This window comes from Paenibacillus sp. CFBP13512 (assembly GCF_005233705.1).
Classification (GTDB): Bacteria; Bacillota; Bacilli; order Paenibacillales; family Paenibacillaceae; genus Saccharibacillus; species Saccharibacillus nuruki.
In genome coordinates, this window is the sequence record NZ_QGAD01000001.1 from 85,336 (window position 1) to 101,751 (window position 16,416).

Here is a 16,416-nt window from a genome sequence, read left to right on the forward strand (position 1 = left end):
CAATCCTTCAATCTATAAAATGTTCTTCTACCAAGAATGCCCCTGGCAAGCCAACCTGAATAAACTATTTGTGAACAGCGTATTAGCTACCCGCTCTAGCGAAGGGAATGGAAATTGTTCTGAAAGAGCGAAGCGATCGCCTTTTGACTATAATCCCTACCGCTATGCGGTATATAACAGGGATTATAGTCAATCAGCGACGACAAGAACAATTCCATTCCCGAAGCGAGGTAACTAAAAACGCCCCCACCAAGCCTTATTCAACCCTCATTCTTACATAATCGTTGCGTGAACTTCTTTGTGAGCTTCCATAACTGCTTTGTTCGTTTCATCAACGAATACTACCGTCGGACGGTGAGTGGCTAGTTCTTCAGCACTCATCATCGCATACGAAATAATAATCACAGTGTCTCCCGGCTGTACTAGACGTGCTGCTGCACCATTTAGACAGACAACTCCGCTCCCACGTTCACCTACGATCACATAAGTTTCCAAGCGAGCACCATTGTTATTGTTAACAATTTGTACTTTTTCATTTTCAAGCAAATCTGCCGCATCCATTAGATCTTCATCTATCGTAATACTACCTACATAATTCAAGTTTGCTTCCGTTACTGTAGCACGGTGAATTTTGGATTTCATCATTGTTCTATACATGTAGCGCAACACCTTTCGCTTCCAGAATAACATTATCGATCAGACGAGTACGTCCGAATTTGACAGCCAATGCAATAATCACTTCATGATCCAACTCAGCTAAAACAGTATGCTCTGCCAACGATTCTAACCGTGGAAAACTTAAAATATCTGCATAATCAACCTCAGCAATGGTTGATTGAGCAATCGATGTACGCAGGAATTCACGTACTTGCCCTGCTGTCATATCCTCTTGATCACGAATCTGTTGCTGTACATTATTTAAGGAACGTGAAAGCACCAATGCTTGTTCGCGTTCTTCACGAGATAGGTACACATTACGAGAACTTAGTGCCAGTCCATCTTGTTCACGGACAATCGGACAAGGGACAATGTTCACATCCATATTCAAATCAGTCACCATTTGACGAAGCACAGCAACTTGTTGTGCATCTTTTGTACCGAAGAACGCATAATCAGGCTTTACAATATTGAAAAGCTTGGTGACTACAGTCGATACCCCATCAAAATGACCTGGACGCGAAGCACCACATAGTGTATCTGTGAGATCAGCAACAGTGACATGGGTTTTGATTGGTGTAGGATACATATCTTCAACATCTGGCATAAAGACCAGATCGACTCCATTTTTTTCAGCTAAGGCAAGATCACGCTTCTCATCACGAGGATAACGTTCGAAATCTTCATTCGGTCCAAATTGAATCGGATTAACGAAAATACTGATCGCTATAATATCGCTCATTTCTGTTGCTTTTTGCATTAGACTAGCATGTCCATCATGCAAAAATCCCATTGTTGGAACAAGTCCAACTGTTGCTTCATGATCTATCGTCGAACGTTGTTTGCGCAATTGTTTGACTTCGGTTCTCATTTCGGTGATGCTACGTACTACTTTCACGATTGAGTCTCCACCTTCCGTTTGGCTCCATACAATGATCCTAATGCTTCTTGATCTCCACTAAACACATGCTGTTCTGCTGGGAATGCGCCGCTTCTCACTTCATTGACATACTCTTGCAAAGCCGTACGAATGGTATCGCCTATATCCGCATACGTTTTAACAAATCGTTTTTCACGGTAAGACGATGTGTATTTCACTGCATCGTGGAACACTAGCACTTGACCATCACAACCACGACCTGCTCCAATACCAATTGTTGGAATCGATAACTTTTGGCTAATGGTTGTCGCTGCTTCTTCGGTAACAAGCTCTAACACAATTCCAAATGCGCCTGCCGCTTCTAATGCCAGAGCATCGTCCAATAAACGTTGTGCATCCTTCTCGTCTTTCCCTTGAATCCGATATCCACCAATCTGATGTACCGATTGTGGAGTTAGACCGATATGCGCAATAACCGGCACACCTGCTTGTACAATCGCTTTGACGGTATCTGCAATCTCTGCACCACCTTCAAGTTTGATTGCATGAGCATGACCTTCTTGCATTAATCGACGAACACTTTTTAATGTCTCGTCAATACTTCCGTGATACGTCATAAAAGGCAAATCAGCTACGATAAACGTAGATCCTGCGCCGCGAGCAACTGCACGCGAATGGTATACAATATCATCTATAGTTACAGGAATCGTCGAATCATATCCAAGCACGACATTACCTAACGAATCTCCAATCAATAACATATCTACTCCCGCTTCTTCGGCAAGCTGAGCTGTTGGATAATCGTAGGCGGTAATCATCGTAATCGGATGACCTTCCTGTTTCATTTTTTTCATTTTCAAAATATTAAGCGGCATTTTGGCTGCCATGGTGACATCAAGCTCCTTTTAAGTTGGGTATAGTCTTTCGGACAAAATAAAAAACCTTTTAGTCTAGTCGTTCACTAAAAAGGTCCTGAGTCCAAAAAAGAGTCACTTTGCGATCATCTCTCCTGTCTCGGTCCTATAAAACGGCTCAGAGCAGAATTGAATGTAAGCCAACACCTCGCTTCACATGTGTATCCTGGATGGGATACCTATTCAGTTAGTACTCTAATCTGCGACTCAAAAATTGTAGGTTTATTTCTGCTGAATAACAGTGATCTTTTCAACAGACAGATAACCTCGGTAATTGAGTGAACATTAGAGCGGCTTGCATAATGTACTTTTACTGCCAAGCGCTTATATTGCCAAGCGCTGGTAACACCAAGTTAACATCAAAAAGTACGGTTCGGTCTTGCCGATACCGTCTTCCGATATAGTATAACAGAACAAATACTTAAATTCACTAGTTTGAGTCACAATTATTTTTAAATTAAAATTCGATATCTCCTGAATAAATAGGAACCACCTGATCATCAGCAAGGCGTAGTAACAGTTCACCGTTCATCCCTAGACCTTGAGCAATCCCTTGTAAAGAACCTTGTGCATTGTGGACTTGAATCGATTTGCCGATTGAAATCGCCATACTTTCCCATAAAGCTGCAATGGGGGTGAATCCTTCTTCTGCATACAATTGATACAACGTTTCTAGTTCAGAGATCACTTCAGCGACAACAACTGTACGATCTACGATCTGACCGGATTCAATTCGTAGAGAAGTTGCAATCGGCTGTAAATGTTCTGGCAGATCTTCTGCTGTTAAGTTAGCATCTATACCGATACCTGCAATCGCATAACGTACACATCCATCTTCCGCCGCCGATTCGATCAGAATACCGCATACTTTGCGTCCATCTATTAATAGATCATTCGGCCATTTAATGCCGATATCTAATTGTGTGATGTTACGTAACGCTCTACATACCGCTACAGCAGCCAGTAATGTTAATTGAGACATATACTGTAATGGTTGTGTCGGACGCATCACCAGACTCATCCAGATGCCTCTACCAGATGGTGAATAGAAAGGTCTTCCTTGTCTGCCACGACCTGCGGTCTGTTCTTCAGAGATTACTAATGTCCCTTCAGCGGTCTGTTGTTCTGCAAGAGTTCGTGCTTCATCCTGTGTAGAAAGTACAGACTCGAATAAATGTAGAGGTTGACCCCACGAACCTTTTTCACTTAATGCTAATTGTAGTGCTGTGACATCGAATCGATCTGGACGACGTGTGATCCGATATCCTTTGCGAGAAGTCGAGTCAAATTCATACCCTTTTTCTTTCAAACGATTAATTCCTTTCCAGATGGCTGTTCGACTCACCGACATGCGGCGACTGATTTCTTCACCTGAAATATATTGTCCTGGATGTTCATTCAGCAATTGAAGCAGATGTTCATCATTCATCGTAATCCCTTCCTTACTAAGGCTTGATCTGCATAATGTAATATAGCCTCTTTGTTATTTTCCAATTGCCCTGTAGCAACAACAAGTAGAATCTCATTGAATAATTCGCCCAACCATTTTCCAGCGGGAATCTTTACATATTCCAGCACTTCTTGTCCTTTAATCGGTAGATCAGCTAGACTGTAAATCGTTAACTGCTCTAACCAACTATCTGCTTGCTGTCCGATGGTAGATAATCGTTGTTGCTGTGTGGATGGTAAAACAGGATACATTGTATGCCAGTGTTGAGCAATCTCTTTCCCATAATCCAATACACAACTAACAAATCTCACATAAGACTGATCGATGCTGGATGTTGACTCTATAACCACTTCATTCTCTACCAGTGATACAGATTCTTGTTCTACTATTCCATCATATAAGCGCTGATTCATCCGTACGATTTTAGATACTTGATCTGTGATTGTATTTGGAAATGTCCATGATTTGAAATATTGCTTGATCTGTTGTTCATCCATACCTAACGCTAATGCAATCAATGTCCAACGCAAAACCAATGGCGATGAGGGTAATGATTCTAATGAGCGTAGTAAATCAAGATTCAACTTTTCGCAAGGTACATCGACTTTCATATAAGGAATCAATCCACTGCTTAACAGCAATTCAATCCCATGATACGGATATGGACCTGCTATCATTTTTTCCATTTCGACACGAATACGTTCAGTAGCAATATGTTTGATTAAAGCTTGATGATTGAGAAGCGCTTGCCATGTCTGCTGTTCAATCTCAAAATCAAACACCGAAGCAAATCGAATCCCTCGTACCATCCGTAATGCATCTTCTTCAAACCGTTCATCCGCTATACCTACACAGCGAATAATTCCATTGCGTAAATCTTCGATGCCATGAAAAGGATCGACGTACTCTCCATCTATCCCCCGTGCAATAGCATTCATTGTAAAATCACGTCGGCGCAAATCTTCACTCAGTTCACGCACAAATTGTACCTGTTCTGGACGACGATGATCGACGTATTCCGTTTCCGTACGGTATGTAGTCACTTCAAAAGGCTCATTTTCAATCAAAACGGTAATTGTACCGTGTTCTAATCCTGTCGGAATGGTACGTTCAAATAAAGCAATTACCTGCTCTGGTGTGGCATTGGTTGCAATATCCATATCATTGACCGGTCGCCCCATTAATTCATCACGTACACATCCACCTACAAAATATCCTTCAAATCCTTGATCAGTCAAACGGCGGAGCAGAGATTGTCCCTGCTCCGCCGTTTGCGGATCTACCCATTTCCATTGCATGGTCTAATCCCCTCAACCACATACCGGAGAAGGCTGAGACAATTCACGTCCAAGTACCCGGTAGTAAATTTGTTCATATTCAGCCATCATGCGTTCGTTGCTAAATTCACGTTGCGAACGATCCAGACAATTTTTGATCATCGTCTGCATCAACTGATGGTTGGTTAATAATTCTATGGCATGTTCTGCCATTTTGTCTGTATCCCCAATCGGCGCAAGATAACCCGTTTCTCCGTGAATAATCAATTCAGGAATACCGCCTGCTTGTGAACCTACAGTGGGTACACCGCATGCCATAGCTTCTAACGCTACCAAGCCAAAGCTTTCTTTTTCCGAAGGCAGTAACAAAATATCAGCTAACGAGATCACTTGCGGGATATCATCTTGCTTACCGAGAAACATCACACGATCGGTTAAGCCCAATTCTTGAATCTGAAATTGAATTTTAGGCAGATCAGGCCCTTCACCTACAAGTAACAATCGGGAAGGTATCTTCTCATTGACTTTGGCAAAAATCTCTACCACATCGCTAACACGTTTGACCGGGCGAAAATTCGATACATGCATCAGTACACGATCATCACCAAAAGCATAATCTTTATGCAATTCAGTCGTATCTCGTGGATAATACATTCGTTTGTCTACAAAATTGTACGTCAAATCAATATTGCGTGTAATATCTAACAATTCGTGCGTCTCACGAATCAAGTCTTTCGATACAGCTGTTACAGCATCACTTTCGTTGATCGCTAATCGAATCAAATCTTTCAAAGATTCATCTTGTGCGAGCACTGTGATATCTGTTCCATGCAAAGTCGTAACGACTTTCAGATGATCGCCAACCATTTGCTTCGCTAGAAAAGCACATACTGCATGAGGCACAGCATAATGCACATGCAGAACATCCAGCTGTTGCATTTTAGCGACTTGAGCCATTTTGTTAGCCAATGTTAGATCATACGGCGGATATTTAAACACGTAATAATCATTCACTTCAACTTCATGATAAAAAATATTTTTGTGAAATGTTCCTAATCGAAAAGGAACACTGTGCGAAATAAAATGCACTTGATGCCCTTTTTCAGCAAGTAATTTGCCTAATTCTGTTGCCACGACGCCGGAGCCGCCCAGCGACGGATAACATGTGATGCCGATTTTGAGCATCGTGTCCATAAGGGCTGTCTCCTTTCACTTACCTCATTTATCATGATGTAAGCTCTACGTTTTATATCAGGTAAGTTCATTACTTTATATTATATACATACTCTTTATAATTGTGTTAGCAAAAAAAAGAGATTTTAGCGAAAAAGATCAACGACAAAAGGAGTCTTCGTTACAAATCCTTCAGCAAATTTAATCTGACTGCGTTGACCTGCTAAGCTATCCCGATAACGTACTCGTTCGACATACCCTTGTGTTAGCGGTGTCTCAACCATATCGATATCTGCACCTAATCCGCCAAATTGAGAACGATAACAAAGTAAAGCTTGTTCTTTCTGCTCATATACATCAGTAACATCTACAAGCAGATCGGTAGGCGCAGGATCATTGATAAAATAATAATAGGTCTGCTGCACAGTTACTGGAGGAAGTTCTGGCATATAACGACGCAACTTCGCATTAAATACAGCTTCTTCTACCAGTTGACTACAGATCATATGATCGGGATGACGATCGATCCAATACGGAGCAAATACAATTTTGGGAGATAGCTTACGAATCTCAGCAGTAATCGCATCTAATTGCTCTGTAGAACGTGCCAAACGGCGATCAGGTAATCCCAAATTACTACGATAAGCTAATCCCAATACTTTACTTGCGGCTTCTGCTTCTTGCTTACGCAACTCCACATTCCCATTCGAAGACATCTCTGCTTCAGTCAAATCGCAAATGCCTACTTTTAGACCTGCCGCGGCATGCTTAGCGATCGTACCCGCCATGCCAATCTCTGCATCATCTGCATGCGCACCAAATACAAGAATATCAACAGACTGACTCATTACAGTGCCTCCGGCTTGTATTTATGAACAAGCTCACGCCATGCAAAATCGCCACGATCTAACGCTTTAACCAGAATCTCAGCGGTTGCAATATTGGTAGCTACAGGAATCCCTTGTACATCACAGATACGAAGCAAAGCACTGATATCCGGTTCATGCGGCTGTGCCATCAATGGATCACGTAAAAAGATAATCAAATCCATATCATTTTGCGCAACCATAGCACCGATCTGTTGATCTCCACCTAGTGGACCTGATAAATAACGATGAATTTTCAACTGGGTATGTTCCATAATACGCATTCCTGTGGTACCTGTAGAATATAATTGATGTCCATCAAAAACATTTTCATAAGCAATCACAAAGTTGACCATCTCATCTTTTTTACGGTCATGGGCAATAAAAGCGATATTAAACATCGAAATCTCCCCTACTCTTCAAATTAATCGATAAAACGCTCAAATCCATAGATCATACCGCTGTATTCCATTACTTTTTGAACCCCTAGCTTTACACCTGGCATGTAGCTAGAACGCTCATACGAATCATTGCGGATTTTGAGTAATTCTCCAGCACCGCCAAAAATCACTTCTTGTTGTGCAAATACACCTGGCAAACGAACACTATGGATACGGAATCCGTCATATTCTCCACCACGAGCACCTTTTATATTTTCTTTCTCATTCGGGTTACCTTGTTTCATCGATTCACGAACTTCTGAGATCATTTCTGCTGTTTTGACAGCTGTGCCTGAAGGCGCATCTAATTTCTGATCGCCGTGATATTCAATAATCTCTAGATTCGGAAAATGTTTGGCGGCTTGTGTTGCAAAACGCATCATTAAAATAGCTCCGATCGAAAAGTTCGGTGCAATCAATCCACCTAGACCAGCTGCCTGACATTTCTGATCTAATTCCTGAATTTGCTCGGTTGTATATCCTGTTGTACCCATCACTGGACGCACACCTGCTTCGATGGCTAATGAAGCATGCTCATATGCATATTCAGGTGTCGTAAAGTCTACTAATACATCTGCTGGATAGTCTGCTAATGCTTGCTTGAGATCAGCAACGACTTGGATATGTGCTGTAGGCAGACCTACTAATTCGCCTGCGTCTTTGCCCGCATCAGAGCGACCGATTGCTGCCGCTAATTCTAATTGTTTGTCACCTAGTACTAATTTCAAGACTTCTTTACCCATACGCCCGCCAGCTCCGGCGACGATTACTTTGATCAATGTTGTCATAACAGACTCCTTTTACTTTAAAATGCTTGATTGATATTATTGTTCTTCAGTGCTACTTTCGTCTATACGTGTCCAGCGATCTTTATCGCGTGTGTTAAATTTATGCATTACTTGATTATGTGCTTGTGTAAGATCAATTCCTAATGAATTGGCAAAGCACATCGTAATAAATAAAATATCACCCAGTTCCAATTCGATAGAATTATCATCTTCATCATTTTTTTTCGGTTTTTCGCCAAAAGAATGATTGACTTCACGTGCCAACTCGCCCACTTCTTCAGACATGCGTGCTAACATAGCGAGTGGAGAAAAATAACCTTCTTTGAATTGTGAAATATACGCATCAACTTCGCGCTGCATTTCTGCTAAAGATTTCTCTGTCATTAATTATAGCCTCCATTACACATTTTCAATCTTATGTACCCGGTATTTCCAACAAATTAACGATGTTCATTGTTACTACAATGTTATCCTAAAGCGATTTTGAACACAAATCAATATTTGTGACTATACTCATTGCAATAACTTTTATGCAATTATGCACGAAAAAATGTATACTGTTAAAGGTTAGTTTATTTTACGGAGGTATTGGCGATGTCAAAGCACAAATATTGGAATCAACTTCGATTGATTATTCCGATTATATTCGGAGCCGGCTTGTATGCATTTGGTTTGCTCTATTTTATTATTCCCAACACCTTGATGGAAGGTGGAGTCACAGGAATCACCGTACTGCTGAATTATGCATTTGGTATATCGCCCTCCTTGTCTACACTTATTTTGAATATTCCTTTATTTCTAATTGGTCTTAAATTATTAGGTAAACGTCAGATGATCTATACTGGCGTAGGGATTGCTTCGCTTACCTTTTTCTTATGGTTATTTGAACGAATGATCAAAATGGGTTGGATCGGTACATTTCAGACCAAAAATGATTATATTTTAGCTGCACTTTATGCAGGTGTAACATTAGGTACAGGACTTGGGATTGTATTCCGCTTTGGAGGCACTACCGGTGGTTCAGATATTATTGCTCGTATTCTTCATTTAAAGTTCGGTTGGAGTATGGGTCAGATTATGTTAGTTATTGATATTGCGATTATTGGATCTTCATTATTTTTTATCAGTAAAGAATTAGTGTTGTACACCTTAGTGACTGTCTATATTGCCTCCAAGTTAATCGACTTTATTCAAGATGGTGCGTATTCAGGTAAAGCGTTTACTATTATTAGTGATCATGCCGGTGAGATTGCTGAAATTATTATGAAAGAATTGGATCGTGGAGTTACTTTAATTCCAGCAATTGGCGCTTATTCTAAACACGCCAAAGAAATTGCGTATTGTGTCGTATCTAGGCAAGAGATTCGACGGGTGCAAATGATTGTTCGTTCTGTGGATCCGCGTGCTTTTATGATTATTAATGAAGTGAATGATGTGCATGGTGAAGGATTTCGTGAGGATAGCTGAGTTGGTACCATTCAAGTCATAGAAGTAGTCGCTTTTGCATCATCCACTCCATCAAAATCATTGTTCTTATGGTCGCTATAAAACAAAAGAACCACAATCTTTAAAAAGGTTTGTGGTTCTTTTGTTGAATATACTGTTTTAGTGAATCTTTTTAACGTGTTCTTTCATGTACAGATTTTTTCGACGTATACAGATATCACAAAGTCTATTAATCAAACAACCGTATTTTACGGGCTTGTCTTAATGCTAGAGCTCCTGCCAAAGCAGACGCGAAAGTAAGCATGACTGTAAAATTCCGAACTTGATCTAATCGGTCGACAAGAAGCGGACTGAGCCATGGATAAATATGTTGCGAGTAATCCATATAATCGTTTAGCAGTGTCCATGCCAAAGCGATCAGAAGGTATTTCCAGCCAAAAACGAAAAAGCGTACAAACAATAACGATTCGACTGCCATCGTTAAATGAGAAGCGGTTAACATCCAATCTTGCCAGTATAATGGATCACCTAACGCTACGCCCCAGAAGATCATTACCACTGCCCATACTCCATATTTTACAGAAGTGACTACTGCGAGTGCTTCGAACAATTTCCGAATCACAATCCATGCTTTTTGCTTGGGTGGATATAAAATAAAAGCTAAAGCTACCGTAAAAAATAAGCTTGCGGTTGGACTATCAGGTACAAAAATGATCATCCATGTCGGCTTGATCTCTAATGTATATTCTAATTGCAATCCATACCATATGTATCCATACACTGTCCCCAATGCATTACAGATAAGTAGTAACCAGAGCACTCTACGATCTGTTAACAGTGCTTTACTCCACAATAATGAAATCGACATCAACATTCCCCTTTATCTGTACCACTCTGCTGTATTCTTGGTTAGCCATGAATCTATATCATTTTAATAGGATGTGAGATCAGGCGCAAGTACTTATACCTGGAGCTAACCGTTTTATTTGCGATTCATATACACAAAAAAGCCTGCCTGATATAGGCAGACTCCGACAGTTAGCATACACTAACTTTTTATAATCAAATTCCGTTTCTTCCTTATGTCCGACAACGGCATCCATACGAATTATTATTGTTCTGCTTGCTACGCTTACAAACAGATCAGGATCTTACACACTTTTTGATTAAAAAGATAATGATTTTCGTTCAACGATTTCTAACACCGGTTCTTCCACAACAACTGTAGAAGCAAGAGTACGTAACTCATCGGTTAGACGTTGAAAAGAATCTTCATCTCTTTCCGCAAGTGCTTGATCAATTAAAAGATGTAATTCATTCATCCGATGCTCACGTAGTACTTGATCCCATACCATTTCAGCCGCTAGTCCCAGCATAACTTCATAGGTTACTTTCATCTTGTACATAGGGCGCACCTCCATAATGCTATTTCATGGATTCCTGAACTCTGCTCCTTTGTCCACATAACTCTGTGTAGTACGTGCCATCCGTTCCAAATCGTGCTCGGTAAGCTCGCGTATTACACGTGCTGGTGAACCTAAAGAAAGAGTATAAGGTGGTATTATTGTGTTCTCAGTGACGAGTGAACCTGCACCAATCAAAGCATACTCTCCAATATCAGCACCGTTCAGAATAATAGCTCCCATTCCAATGAGAGAACCTTTACCTATTCGGCAACCGTGTACGATAGCGGAGTGTCCGACAGAGACATCATCTTCAATCCATAACGGATGTTTCTCATGTACATGTCCCACAACTAAATCTTGAATATTACAACGCTCTCCAATGATTACTGGAGCAAGATCGCCACGAAGTACAGCATTAAACCATATACTGCTGTCTTTGCCGGCAGTTACATGACCAATTAATTTGGCACCTTCTGCAACAAAAACAGTGGGATCGATATTCGGTAGTTGATTATGATAAGGCAATAACATGTGATTAACTCCTTAATGGCATTTAACCAATTTATTTGTAAGCGCATCACTAATTATACAAAAAAATAAAATAAAAAATAACCCGTCTAAAGAAGGGTTATTGTAAATGCTGTATATTGTTATATAAAATGGTCGTCCACTCCTGCTCTGTACGCTCCAAAACCGTCAAAGAAAGATTGCCAATTCGCTCGGTGTGAGCTTCTTTTAGTAGTAATGTAAATAACTGTGATAAAAATCCACCATGACTGACAACGAGAATATTTTGCTCTGGATATTGTTCCATCGTATGATTCAAAAATTCCAATCCACGCGCTTGAATATCTTCTACTTTTTCTTGACCCAATTCTAATGTTTCCCAATCAGCGCCCCACTTTTCTTCTCGCTCTTGCCATGTTAATCCTTCCACCTGTCCAAAAGAACGCTCTTTCAATCGTTGATCCGGTTCCAACAAAGGAATATGTAAACGATCTGCTATAATTTGAGCGGTTTCTTGAGCACGAGACAATTCACTTGCTACGATAAAATCCCATTGTACGGATTCACGTTCAGTCACAAGACGTTCTGCTAATAATCCCGCTTGTCGTCTGCCTTCATCATTTAAAGGAATATCACTATGTCCTTGAATCCGTCCCAAAGCATTCCAATCAGTGAGTCCATGTCTTATTAAGCCTATACGCATTAGTGATTACCCTACTTTCTATTTTTATTCCATGTCACTCTAAATACAAAACAATAATCTATACTAACACAATTTACATGTATTCCAAACAAAAAACAGTTCACAATCCCCATGTTCCGTTCATGGTTACGATTGTGAACTGTTTGGAATATCAGCAAATGATTAATGACGTGCTTTGGCAAGCCAGCGTAATGACAGTAAAGCAAGCATCATACCTACTACCGACAAAATCATCCAGTATTGAGGATGGCTTGGGTTCATAGGAATGACCAAAGGATCGATTAGACCACGTTCAGAGCCTACAAAATGTAGAGAAGAATTAGCTACTGTTGCGCTATCGCTTGTGGCAATAGCCGTAGGTACAATCCCTGATACACGCTCTTGCGCCGCATCTCGATCAAATGTGCCTGAAAAATCAAGTGTTAAATATAACGAACTACATATAAATATAGCAAACAAGCAGAGAATCCAGGCCGATAAACGACGGCGGAACAAACGCAAAATAGGTCCATGCTTACGATCGGTCTGTAATACCCATGGAGATTCAGCGTAAATACGATCCATGACGCTAAGGTTTACTTTCTCTGCCTCAGCATTCATCATCAGCTCAGCAGCTTCATCTTCTGCAACCTGAGCTTGAATTAAATCATAACTTTCCTGCCATATTTGAAATTCCGCCGCACAAGCCGGACACTCTTCTATATGACGGTCAAGTGCCTGGCGGCGCGAATCATTTTTCGGAAGATCGTGATAAATCCCGAATAACTCTTCGGCCTCTCTGCAATTCATTTTCTTTTCATCCCTTCAATAGGCTCATCATAGACCGAATCATAAAAATACGGTTCTAACCGAATTTTCACACTCGCTCTTGCCCGGAACAAAAGAGACTTGACGGAGCTTACGCTCTGAGAAAGGATTTCAGCGATTTCCTGATAATCCATCTGATCATATTCGCGGAGGATCAATGCAGATCTTTGCTTTTCAGGTAACAGATCAATTGCTTCACGTACCATTTGTACACGTTCATTACGCAATGCAGCTTGCTCAGGCACCATACTATTCGGTGCTAATGGAACAAAACCACTTTCTTCAAGCGGTACACTGCCATTTTTTTGTTTGCGCAGTTCACTAAGTACAGTATTGCGTGCAATTGTATACAACCATGTCGAGAACGAAGCATCTACTTCCCGGAAGGAATGAAGGCTTTTATAAGCCTTGTAGAACGTCTCTGAACATAAATCCTCTGCCATCATTTCGAGACTGGAGTTTTTGAGCATGTGATACACAAATGCCAAAATTTTGCGCTGATAACGACGCATCAGCTCTGAATATAACTCCACATCACCGTTTTTAATTTCCTGAATCAACAGGGAATCATCTGTCATTCTAATGCGACCCTCCTCGTTGCTGCCGCCGCATCTTTCCGTTCCATGTATACTATGTAATACCGAAACGAACGGCAAAAGTTGCGGTAGAAAACCAAGTTTCCACAACTTTACAACAACTTCTCTAGTTTGAAATGTATTTGAATGATAAAAATTACGAATGTCACTAAACTGCAATATAATAAGCGATGAATGATCGTCAGTTGTTACGATTGAGAGAGCTTTATTGATTTAAAATAAGCCTCAGAAAAATGCCCTTTTATAACCTATCTAATTATCAGACGGAGCATGTACCAAAAAGGTTGCTGATTTTAGCAAAAAAATTTAAAAAATTCGAATTTATTTTTGAAAATCGATTTGAAGCTTGGAGTAGGTTCGTCTAACAGGTACTAAATACCTTCAATTTGGCTACTTTTATGCTTCTTTATGTAGTGTCTCCTTTTGACTATAGATAGTTATCGGTTAGACCTGTATATCTGATGAAGTTATTTAGCAAGGGGTATATGTTCAATTCACACTTATTATACTTATATTGCTTTAGTTCCCTTCTATACTTTCTTCCCAATTCCAAAGACTTAAGTATCCTCTAGCTGGAATAGGCTTTCGTAGTATGTTCATTTGATCTAATTCCCAAGCATATCGTCCTTCGGTATAATCTCCTACGGATTCTTCAAAAGCAGTAATGTTTTTAATTTTACCTGCTGATTCAAGTATCACTTGATCTTCCTGTGTAAAAGATTGCCAACAATCCATTAACACTCCTGTAGCAATGACTGCACCTATTGGAAGATCGTTAGGTGTAGAATATCCGTGCTTTGACAGTATCGTTTTTATCGCTGGATGTGCACACGCTTTTTTGTCTACTGCTTTACCTGCATGAATCGCTATGGCTCCACGATGCTTGGTTGCCCAACTACGGGTTTCGAACCTTTTTTCTCCTAGTGCAATCAAAGTTGCCCATGGTTGTCTAATTGTGATGGCTCTCATGAATTGACCTCCTGTTACATTGATACATTGGAATCCACAATGATTATAATTGATATATTTTCGATGTGTCTATTCTTAGTCATTGTATATTACCATAGCTAATTTTCCCTCAAAACACAAAAAGAAACCGCTAACATAAGTTAGCGGTTCGTTCCCACCTAATAAGGGGGAGCTAGTATTGGATAGGAGTGGAGAGAAACCATACTGTACTTTCAGTATACTGTATACGCTTTCATTCTGTCAACACTCTTAGTTAATTTTTTCATATTTTTCTATAAATAATTTAAAAATCCATTTTTGGAAGCCAGTTTACGGTACAGTAAATTGTAGATGTAGACTGGTTTCCTTAATGTTTACTTCAATTATTCTAACTTTATATCTTATCTAATACTTATGATTCTATTTTATACAAATACACTATATTGCTGATCTTGTAGCATAATCTTCGCTTTTTCCATATCATGTTCTTGTCTAAAGGATAACCGCATTACACCCGGTACATCTTCTCGACTCTCCACAATCTGAACATTGCTAATGTTAATGCCTTGATTACCAATTTCAGTTGTGATTTTACCAATAATCCCTGGATGATCGGGTACTTCTAGATAAAGATCATAAAGCGAAGCAATCATACCTTTACGACGTTCAGGCAATTGATCACGGAAAGCGCCTGCTTTTTCAAATTGTTCTTCAATCCCACGAGAGTCTTGTTGATTCAATAATTCAATAAAGTCAGCTACACCGCTATTCCAATCTTCCAACAAAGACAATATAATCTGTCGATTATTCAGTAAAATATCTCGCCATACGATCGGATCACTGGAAGCGATACGTGTAATATCACGGAATCCACCTGCGGCTAACATACGATACAATGGATTATCTTGATTGTATTGACGAATTTGATTGACCAGTGCGACTGCAATGACATGTGGTAAATGACTAATCGCCCCCACAATTTCATCATGCATAACCGGTTCTACTTTTACAATCTGTGCTCTTGTCGTCTGTTCCAAAAGATGACCTAAACGGTCTACAACGTCCTGTGGTACATTTTCTGGAGGTGTAAGTACGTAATATGCATTTTCAAATAAAAGCGCTGAAGCAGCTCCTACCCCTGCACGTTCTGAACCTGCCATAGGATGCCCACCTATAAAATACACGGAATCCAAATTCAATTGTTCTGCATGAGCAATCACAGATGCTTTGGTACTGCCTACATCTGTTATAATACAACCCTTTTTAAGTGGCAAATGACTTAACTTGTCCAAATAAGTACCAATCAAGCTAACAGGCACACATAAAAAAATAAAGTCGGCATCTAACGCCGCCTCTTCTATCGAAAGTGTAGCATGGTCAACAACTTCCCGTTCTTGATACGTATGTATTAATTCAGGGAGGTGCGTGTAGCCCGTTACATATAGATCAGGCTTGCCTTTAAAACATAGTGCAAGCGAGCCACCAATCAGCCCTACACCGAAAATTGCAATTTTAGTTGTCATCACATATCCCACTCATTCTTTATCTGATATCAAGT

19 protein-coding genes are annotated in these 16,416 nt (G+C 40.2%); 1 reads left to right on the plus strand and 18 read right to left on the minus strand.

Features of this window, described 5'->3' with window-relative positions:
- Nucleotides 1–273: 273 nt before the first annotated feature.
- From panD to PaeCFBP13512_RS00405, 10 genes are all read right to left on the minus strand, one after another.
- Entirely contained in the window at nucleotides 274–657 is a 384-nt protein-coding gene (gene panD, locus PaeCFBP13512_RS00360) for an aspartate 1-decarboxylase (protein ID WP_069327945.1), read from the minus strand.
- Entirely contained in the window at nucleotides 650–1,555 is a 906-nt protein-coding gene (gene panC, locus PaeCFBP13512_RS00365) for a pantoate--beta-alanine ligase (RefSeq protein ID WP_137220621.1), read from the minus strand. Before panC ends, panD begins: the two co-directional genes overlap by 8 nt.
- Nucleotides 1,552–2,424, minus strand: a complete 873-nt coding sequence (panB, locus tag PaeCFBP13512_RS00370; RefSeq protein ID WP_069327943.1) for a 3-methyl-2-oxobutanoate hydroxymethyltransferase — start codon at nucleotides 2,422–2,424, stop codon at nucleotides 1,552–1,554. The genes panC and panB overlap by 4 nt, the downstream gene beginning before the upstream one ends.
- A gap of 484 nt (nucleotides 2,425–2,908) precedes the next feature.
- Entirely contained in the window at nucleotides 2,909–3,880 is a 972-nt protein-coding gene (locus tag PaeCFBP13512_RS00375; RefSeq protein ID WP_137220622.1) for a biotin--[acetyl-CoA-carboxylase] ligase, read from the minus strand.
- On the minus strand, nucleotides 3,877–5,199 hold the full coding sequence (locus PaeCFBP13512_RS00380) for a CCA tRNA nucleotidyltransferase (RefSeq protein WP_137220623.1): 1,323 nt from the start codon (nucleotides 5,197–5,199) through the stop codon (nucleotides 3,877–3,879). Before PaeCFBP13512_RS00380 ends, PaeCFBP13512_RS00375 begins: the two co-directional genes overlap by 4 nt.
- A gap of 12 nt (nucleotides 5,200–5,211) precedes the next feature.
- Complete coding sequence (gene bshA / locus PaeCFBP13512_RS00385; protein WP_069327940.1) at nucleotides 5,212–6,372, minus strand: N-acetyl-alpha-D-glucosaminyl L-malate synthase BshA; 1,161 nt, start codon at nucleotides 6,370–6,372, stop codon at nucleotides 5,212–5,214.
- A 125-nt stretch (nucleotides 6,373–6,497) separates the two neighbouring features.
- The gene (gene bshB1, locus PaeCFBP13512_RS00390; protein ID WP_137220624.1) at nucleotides 6,498–7,199 is read right to left on the minus strand and encodes a bacillithiol biosynthesis deacetylase BshB1; all 702 of its coding nucleotides are present in this window, start codon (nucleotides 7,197–7,199) and stop codon (nucleotides 6,498–6,500) included.
- Nucleotides 7,199–7,618: a methylglyoxal synthase gene (locus PaeCFBP13512_RS00395; RefSeq protein WP_069327938.1), complete on the minus strand. Its 420-nt coding sequence runs from the start codon at nucleotides 7,616–7,618 to the stop codon at nucleotides 7,199–7,201. Before PaeCFBP13512_RS00395 ends, bshB1 begins: the two co-directional genes overlap by 1 nt.
- A gap of 23 nt (nucleotides 7,619–7,641) precedes the next feature.
- Nucleotides 7,642–8,445, minus strand: coding sequence for a 4-hydroxy-tetrahydrodipicolinate reductase (gene dapB, locus PaeCFBP13512_RS00400; RefSeq protein ID WP_137220625.1), 804 nt, complete (start codon nucleotides 8,443–8,445; stop codon nucleotides 7,642–7,644).
- Nucleotides 8,446–8,481: 36 nt separating this feature from the next.
- A complete protein-coding gene (locus tag PaeCFBP13512_RS00405) occupies nucleotides 8,482–8,829 on the minus strand; it encodes a nucleotide pyrophosphohydrolase (protein WP_069327936.1) in 348 nt (115 codons plus the stop codon).
- 210 nt (nucleotides 8,830–9,039) lie between these two features.
- Between PaeCFBP13512_RS00405 and PaeCFBP13512_RS00410 the strand changes: the two genes are divergently transcribed.
- Nucleotides 9,040–9,912, plus strand: a complete 873-nt coding sequence (locus tag PaeCFBP13512_RS00410; RefSeq protein ID WP_069327935.1) for a YitT family protein — start codon at nucleotides 9,040–9,042, stop codon at nucleotides 9,910–9,912.
- 208 nt (nucleotides 9,913–10,120) lie between these two features.
- Here the strand turns inward: PaeCFBP13512_RS00410 and PaeCFBP13512_RS00415 are convergent, their stop codons facing one another.
- The 8 genes from PaeCFBP13512_RS00415 to PaeCFBP13512_RS00450 all read right to left on the minus strand — a co-directional run bounded on the left by PaeCFBP13512_RS00415 (nucleotide 10,121) and on the right by PaeCFBP13512_RS00450 (nucleotide 16,381).
- Nucleotides 10,121–10,759 (minus strand): DUF1405 domain-containing protein, encoded by a 639-nt coding sequence (locus PaeCFBP13512_RS00415; RefSeq protein ID WP_137220626.1) that lies wholly within the window; start codon nucleotides 10,757–10,759, stop codon nucleotides 10,121–10,123.
- Nucleotides 10,760–11,057: 298 nt separating this feature from the next.
- Complete coding sequence (locus tag PaeCFBP13512_RS00420; RefSeq protein ID WP_069327933.1) at nucleotides 11,058–11,297, minus strand: IDEAL domain-containing protein; 240 nt, start codon at nucleotides 11,295–11,297, stop codon at nucleotides 11,058–11,060.
- Nucleotides 11,298–11,321: 24 nt separating this feature from the next.
- Nucleotides 11,322–11,828: a gamma carbonic anhydrase family protein gene (locus tag PaeCFBP13512_RS00425; RefSeq protein WP_137220627.1), complete on the minus strand. Its 507-nt coding sequence runs from the start codon at nucleotides 11,826–11,828 to the stop codon at nucleotides 11,322–11,324.
- A gap of 97 nt (nucleotides 11,829–11,925) precedes the next feature.
- Complete coding sequence (locus tag PaeCFBP13512_RS00430; RefSeq protein ID WP_069327931.1) at nucleotides 11,926–12,507, minus strand: histidine phosphatase family protein; 582 nt, start codon at nucleotides 12,505–12,507, stop codon at nucleotides 11,926–11,928.
- Between the two features lie 162 nt (nucleotides 12,508–12,669).
- Entirely contained in the window at nucleotides 12,670–13,296 is a 627-nt protein-coding gene (locus tag PaeCFBP13512_RS00435; protein WP_069327930.1) for an anti-sigma factor family protein, read from the minus strand.
- A complete protein-coding gene (locus tag PaeCFBP13512_RS00440) occupies nucleotides 13,293–13,892 on the minus strand; it encodes an RNA polymerase sigma factor (RefSeq protein ID WP_069327929.1) in 600 nt (199 codons plus the stop codon). The genes PaeCFBP13512_RS00435 and PaeCFBP13512_RS00440 overlap by 4 nt, the downstream gene beginning before the upstream one ends.
- Nucleotides 13,893–14,429: 537 nt before the next feature.
- Nucleotides 14,430–14,879 (minus strand): ASCH domain-containing protein, encoded by a 450-nt coding sequence (locus tag PaeCFBP13512_RS00445; RefSeq protein WP_137220628.1) that lies wholly within the window; start codon nucleotides 14,877–14,879, stop codon nucleotides 14,430–14,432.
- A gap of 404 nt (nucleotides 14,880–15,283) precedes the next feature.
- Entirely contained in the window at nucleotides 15,284–16,381 is a 1,098-nt protein-coding gene (locus PaeCFBP13512_RS00450) for a prephenate dehydrogenase (protein WP_069327927.1), read from the minus strand.
- Between the last annotated feature and the right edge of the window lie 35 nt (nucleotides 16,382–16,416).